Genomic DNA, 5,217 nt, shown 5'->3' on the forward strand with positions numbered 1-5,217 from the left:
AGGGGTACGGCTTTGTTCAGTGCCACGGTGAACTTGAATGGCTTGTGAACACGCTGGCCTGACGGCTGACCGCTTTGTGGGTCAGTGGGTACGGTCACGATGTGGTCAAAGGCCTGGACCAGCATCTCGTCTTCGTGGCCTTCCACGTAGATGTTACCGACAGAGTCAGCGGTGAAGGCACCGGCAGTGATGTTGCCCTGAGTTTTGCCTTCGATGGCGATATAACAAGGAGTTGGCATCTTAATTTCCCTATAAAAATTCGGAGGAGGTTGTTTACTACGTGGGGAATAACGCAAGGGGTGTGCCAGCGATGGAGTTCAATGAAAACAGTGAGTTAGATGAATCATGAAAAGGGGAGAGCAAGGTATTGCTTGTGGGTTGGGCGAAAAGTTGCTCAGCGAGCAAGATTTGGCCGGATTGGTCAGATTGGTTTGAAGTGAAATAGGAAGTTTCTGGGACTAGGTATTTGAATTGGTAAAGGTTGATACCGCCCAATATATTCAGAGATCAGGCGGTTAGCTTGGGAAGGTAAACTAAGAAAAGTCAGAGTAAGACAACAGGTTTAACCGATATTTACTGTGCCGCCGCCAATAACTACGCCACCACAGCTTACTGGGTCTCCCGTTCTTGCCACGGGTTTTCCATCAGCAAAAACCGTCGCTGAACCTGCCGCAATACTGCGACCATGTGGAGGGTGCTTAGGTTTGTCATGAGGCGCCAGTGGGTCGCCCAAACGGCAAACTGGGATACCATCAATTTTAACTGTGCCAGAGCCAGCGGTTGTTGGCGTTGGTGGGAAACCATCGTGGTCTGTTCCCGTATCCCCCAGTCGAACTGCATTTCCCATGATTTATTCCTTAATGAATTCTTTAGTTTTTAACTAAAGGGACAATACCCAGCAGCTTGCTAAAGAAGAAGATCTTACTTTTAGCGAGCGCAATTTCTGTTTCCGAAACACAGAACACCTGACGTATTTTGTATTTCGGCGTGAGTGTGAGAATGGCCTTTTGGTTCTGGTCATCAACGAATTTCAGTGCGGATTCACCGGATGCCGTCACTTCGGCGACGTCAGCACCGGCGGATGAGGCAGCCTTTTCTATTAAGGCGAGGTCTTTGGAAGGCGTTACCAGACACTTCGCTTCATTTAGCTCGGAACTTCCCATCAAAAGATATTCTGCAAAATCGGCTCTCTCGGTCTTATCCATTTCCTTCGCGAGATAGATGTCTCCGTCATTTTCGATGGCGAGCTTACCGCTAAACTCATCAACCACATATTGTTGAGACGTCCATGAGTTTGCAGATGTGGAGTAGCTTCCTGCCAAAGTTGTAGTGGCAAATAGAGTGCTAGGTAAATAAGCAACTATAACTAAGAGAAATGCGAATAGGGATTTAATAAAGCTGTGCATCATTTAACGTGAAACCACTTTGCCAAAATATTTGCGTTCGTTTTCTAACCTTAGCTCTAAGGTTGGCCAGACTTGCATTGACATAGATACTTCAGGTTGTTCACCAAAAAAATGGTTGTATACAATTTTCCCTAAGTTCTCATATCCTGAATAGACCCCGATACTGGAGTGAAACTTCCGGTTTCGTTTTACGATATTGCTTTGACTGAGTACTGATTCGATTGACGTGTCACTGTCGACAATGGCGCCATAGAAATCAATCGCATAATCGGCATGCATGGTATAGTAAGTGTGGTTGGCTCTTTCTGTCCCAATGTAACGGGCACCGCCTGGATCGGCTTTTGATTCTGGGTTCATTCTGATCCTGATAATACTTACGAAGCGATTATACGGATCTTTCAAAGTCCCAGGCTTTCCATCGATAAATTCAGATTTCACATCGGAGTTATTGAATTGAACTTCAATATCTATTCCTAGCTTGGGGTAAACAAACCTATCGCTTCCACTTGAGTTATATGCCTTTTGATAGTCAGGATTTTCGCCAATATAAACGTAATCCTCGCCCAACACTTCAATCCACTGGTTTAGAGGATCTTTAAAGCTGAGTAACTTTCCATCAAAGCTGATGGTTTCGCCTGTAATAACAAGCCGAATGGGCTTCGTTGATGCAGGCTCGTCTGCAAAACATCCGCTAACAAACAGCAAGAAAGTAAATAGGAAAAAAAGCTTATTTATCATACCTTTAGATTCCTTAGTTGGAAACTAGCTTTTCCAAAGCTACATACCAATCAATAACTTCAGTGCTAGACTCTGCAATCATCTTCAATTTTTCTAATTCATGCTCTAAGTGACCGTCGTACTCCGCAGCCATTCTAAGTTTAAATGGATTTTTACGAGCCCAAATATGAATTTCCTCATACAATCTTTGGATATGTTCAGGGCTATCGTTGTTTATTTTCTCAGGATGTATAAAGAAACTGTCTGCCTTGGTTAGCAAGGATTCTGATGAAATCTCCCCTCTCCAAACATCCCGCATCGCTTCCCCCATCGTTTCTACCATCCGCTGAGCCGTTTCCGCAGCAATAGTGTGTAATGGGTGATCATCCGGGTCTTTAGCTAACTGTGTATGTGTCGGATCCGTGGGTGAAGTATCATCCTGTGCGTATTTGATTGCCTCCATCATTTGGCGGGCAATGAGTGCTTTAAGTTGATTTGAAAACAGGAACAATAAATTTAAGAACTCTTTGACCATCCAACGATAGAGGTATGATACTTCGTCAGCTTTTTGGGCGGCCTCTAGTGCTTGTTCTGCCGAGAGGCTCTTTGACGTTGAAGAGTAATCGAGACCAAGAGCGTCAAAAAGAAGCGCAACAGCGTTCGGCTTATAATCGTTGAGTAACACTAACATAATACTGACTTGAGTTTGATAGTGCTGTTTTTCTGCGGATGTTGAATGATCACTGCCTTTTTCCAAAACTGAAAGTAGGCTCACAACAGTGTCACTGGCGCCAAATATTCCTGTGGTTAAGGGTTCTACCTCTTGGCTGTCAGTTTTGCTAACTTGTACGGGCTGAACCCAAGTATTTACAGGTTTTAACAGAAGTACTTTTCCTTCCTGATGAAGCCTGTTGATAGCAAGTTCAACAAAGTTAGAGTGGGCATAAATATCTTCCATCACGTGTAATGCTTGCCCAAAGTGGATCAACCCTTTGGCATTTCTACCTGCATCGGCGGCGAGAGAAAGCTGCTCTTTCGCGAAGGTGATGGAATCTTTGAAGAAATTCTTGTACCACTTGTTGGCGTCAATCTCTCCTTCAGAATCTTTATAGTTACCTCTGAATGCGCCTGTATATTGAGGGTTGGCCGGTGCCGTTATACCTTTGGGATTGTCCAAATGCTCTTCGGGGCGATATACACCCAGCTTCTCGGGGTTGAGCCGGAACGGAGAGTTATCGCTTTCAGCGAAACGGTCAGGAAACTCCTTTCTCGCCAGAATCTCGACAACTTGTGTTAAGGATTCACGGGAAATCGCTTTGCTACCGACACGACGCCCGCCGGAAGTGATCCCCGTATTATCTGTCATTTCTATATCTGCCACTTTTTTGAGTAGAGCAGAGCATTGCTTCAATGCTTCCTGTATTTGAGTGAGATATTGATCAATAGCAGGGAGTGACTGATGAACGTGGCTAAAAAAGCGATCGATATCCGCATCTGTGACAATTCGTTGAACAGAGGACAGCTGACGCTCAGCGTTTTGGCTTGAAAGGGAAACAATTTGGCCACCACCAAGAACAAAAGCATCCAGCTCATCGAGTAAACCGAGTTGCGTCCGCTTAGCACCAATCGCAGAGTCAATGTTGTCTATGCTTTGTTTAACCTGATTTGCGCTGCTAGTCGGCAACGAACGTTGATTGAGTATGGTGTTAAGCTCGGTCTGCGACGCTGTTAAAGCATGTATTTGTGCATTCAGTGCGCTTCTATAACCGGATAGCTCAGAAGACATTCTGAACATCTGCTCAGAAGTCGCATTTTTGAAGCGGGCAAGATTGAGTTTTGCTTTTTCTAACTGAGCGACAGCTTGCGTTCTAATTAGCTCTGTTTCGCTTTGCACTTTATTCAGATAGGCGGGTAAGTCTTTCTTAATGGTATCAAGGCCATTGATTTGCTCGTCTGCTGCACCAATAAGCAAATCAAGATTGAATTCCAGAAGCTTGATATCGACTACCTGAGAATAATCGCGTAGCCAATTACCGTAATAGATAGTATCGATTTCATCATCACCAAAAATACCAACAAGAGCCAGTTCTATCGACCTGTGCCCGTATTTTCCATGTTTGGCTTGTTCCGCTGTGCCTCCTGCGGAAAAATACTCCCTATCTCCGTCTTGGCTTTTCTTATCGTTTTCTATGTGGCTGCGCTGATTCTGGAGCTCTTTGTGCACATTGGCATAGGTGATAGAAAGAAGCTCGTCTCCCCATATTCCTTTGTAGTTAGCGACAACGGTTTCTGTTTTCTTTCGCATATTTATATTGGATAGCAGTACAGCAAAAGCAGCACCTTCATCCAAACTGGCATCTCCACCAACCGTGCTGTAAACATTGCGCAGAAGGTAATCAATATGGTGACCAAACTCGTGCACTAAGACGGTAAGCAGGCGAGCTTTATGGTCTTTACCCGTTTCTTCTTTCGCGTTTCTGATGAAATTTTTGCCAATAATGATTGTCTGGGTTTTGTTGTTGTAATACGCCACACTGCCAACGACGACTTCAATCGGTGGGTTGGTGATGCTTCCCGATTGAACGGCTTTGTAAAAATCCAGATAGGCCTGTGGAGGAATATCATGACCAAACACACCACTCAGCCACATAGAGAATCTGTGTTCATCGAACACTTTTGGTAGCCCATTGAGCTGAGTGAGAGCAAATTTGGATTCTAAGGCGTGCTCTTCTTTTTCGTTGAGCTGAGTTGTTAGTTGAAGTGGGTCAACATCATTAAGCAGAAGAGGCATTGCTGGCATCACGCCCCCAAACCCGCTACCACTTCCCGCGCTGCCGCCTGAGTTAAGGTTCACGACAGGACCTGAAATATGAACCCCTGCAGGGTCCAGTTTTACAAAACCGGCAGCGGTTTTGACGGTAATTTCTGTGCCTGCTTCGATGATGACTTTGTCGCCCGCTTTATGGTGAATTTCGGTGCCTGCTTCGAGCAGTTGTTTCTTTCCTTGCTTGATGTGCAGTGAGGTATCGACGGTCAGGTTGATATCACCTTTCACATGCTCTTTGGATTGCCCGTCGACCGTCAGGTGGTCATC

5 protein-coding genes are annotated in these 5,217 nt (G+C 45.1%); all 5 read right to left on the reverse strand.

What is annotated here, in order from left to right; all coding sequences use genetic code 11:
• Window positions 1–239 (reverse strand): type VI secretion system tube protein TssD (gene tssD / locus RN22_RS23870; RefSeq protein ID WP_046305580.1); only part of this gene is annotated, 239 nt, incomplete at its 3' end.
• A 323-nt stretch (window positions 240–562) separates the two neighbouring features.
• Window positions 563–847 (reverse strand): type VI secretion system PAAR protein, encoded by a 285-nt coding sequence (locus RN22_RS23875; RefSeq protein ID WP_002542860.1) that lies wholly within the window; start codon window positions 845–847, stop codon window positions 563–565.
• A gap of 22 nt (window positions 848–869) precedes the next feature.
• Window positions 870–1,322, reverse strand: a complete 453-nt coding sequence (locus tag RN22_RS23880) for a hypothetical protein (protein WP_156168254.1) — start codon at window positions 1,320–1,322, stop codon at window positions 870–872.
• 87 nt (window positions 1,323–1,409) lie between these two features.
• A complete protein-coding gene (locus RN22_RS23885) occupies window positions 1,410–2,144 on the reverse strand; it encodes a hypothetical protein (RefSeq protein ID WP_046308427.1) in 735 nt (244 codons plus the stop codon).
• Between the two features lie 13 nt (window positions 2,145–2,157).
• On the reverse strand, window positions 2,158–5,217 hold a 3,060-nt coding region (locus RN22_RS23890), incomplete at its 5' end, for an HET-C-related protein (protein ID WP_046308429.1).

The sequence above is a fragment of the Grimontia sp. AD028 genome (genome assembly GCF_000973155.1).
Taxonomy (GTDB): Bacteria; Pseudomonadota; Gammaproteobacteria; order Enterobacterales; family Vibrionaceae; genus Enterovibrio; species Enterovibrio indicus.